The sequence below is a fragment of the Synechococcus sp. R55.7 genome, assembly GCF_047461955.1.
Taxonomy (GTDB): domain Bacteria; phylum Cyanobacteriota; class Cyanobacteriia; order Thermostichales; family Thermostichaceae; genus Thermostichus.
Window position 1 is genome coordinate 1 of sequence record NZ_JANSIC010000267.1, and the last position, 1,138, is coordinate 1,138.

1 protein-coding gene and 1 pseudogene are annotated in these 1,138 nt (G+C 58.6%); one reads left to right on the forward strand and one right to left on the reverse strand.

Going from position 1 to position 1,138, the window contains the following annotated elements; genetic code table 11:
* The first annotated feature begins 200 nt into the window (after positions 1 to 200).
* Positions 201 to 794: a Maf family protein gene (locus NW820_RS11455; protein WP_414351473.1), complete on the forward strand. Its 594-nt coding sequence runs from the start codon at positions 201 to 203 to the stop codon at positions 792 to 794.
* On the opposite strand, the pseudogene NW820_RS11460 reads toward NW820_RS11455, so the two are convergent.
* A pseudogene (locus NW820_RS11460) lies at positions 791 to 1,138 on the reverse strand (Asp-tRNA(Asn)/Glu-tRNA(Gln) amidotransferase GatCAB subunit B); the annotation flags it as partial. The gene NW820_RS11455 and the pseudogene NW820_RS11460 sit on opposite strands and share 4 nt — an antisense overlap.

Genomic DNA, 1,138 nt, shown 5'->3' on the forward strand with positions numbered 1-1,138 from the left:
GGGCAAGATCGAGATCAGTTGGGGTGGGGGCCTGTGAGGGTACAGTGGTCACAAACGGGATCCAGCTGGGAAGATATCGGGAGAGTTTCCTTTCAACGCCCATCAGGCGCATACTAACTAAGCTAATGGAAACTAGCTCACAGAGCGAACTTCCCCTAAGCAAACGTCCAGGCTTTGGGTGTTAATTAGGTGTTGAGTCGATGTTGCCTCCTATCGTACTGGCCTCGCAATCCCCTGCCCGCCGCCAATTGTTAAAGGCTGCCGGGATCCCCCATCGCGTTCAACCCAGCTACTTCGACGAAAGCCAAATCCAGAGCTCTAATCCGGTGGAGCTGGTGCAGAAGCTGGCCTCGGCGAAAGCCGAAGTGGTGGCGGCCCAGCAACGGGAGCCCGTCTTGGTTGTGGGGGCCGACTCTGTGCTCTACCTAAATGGCGAGATCCTAGGTAAGCCGCCCAATGCCCTAGAGGCGGAACGGCGCTTGCGGCAAATGCGGGGCGAAGTGGGAGAGCTCTACACAGGCCATGCCTTAATTGACACGAAGCAGAACCGTCGCCTCACCCACTATGCGGTGACGCGGGTGTTTTTTGCCAAGCCCAGCGACGAGGAGATCCGCGCCTATGTGGCCACCGGTGAGCCGCTCAATTGTGCTGGCTGTTTTGCCATCGATGGCCGCGGCAGCCTGTTTGTGGAGCGGATCGAGGGGTGCCCCGGCAATGTTATCGGGCTGAGCTTGCCCCTGCTGCGGCGCATGATGCAGGAGTTGGGCTATTCCCTCACCGATGCTTGGAGCTAGCCGTCGAGGTGTTGCTTGAGCAGGTCGTTGGCCAGCTTTGGATCCGCCCGTCCCTGGGTTTTTTTCATCAATTGCCCGACAAAGTAGCCGAAGAGCTTGGTTTTGCCCCCCCGATACTGCTCCAGTTGCTCTGGATTCTCCGCCAACACCTCAGCGATTATCTGCTCCAGAAGATTGCTATCCGAGATTTGGGTCATGCCTTTGGCTTCCACCAGGGCGCGGGCCGACCCGCCTTTTTCCAGCAGTTCCGGCAGGATCTCCTTGGCGATTTTGCTGGAGATGGTGCCCCGCTCGATGAGACCGATCAGCTCGGCCAGGGTTTCCGGCTTCAGGGCAATGTCGGG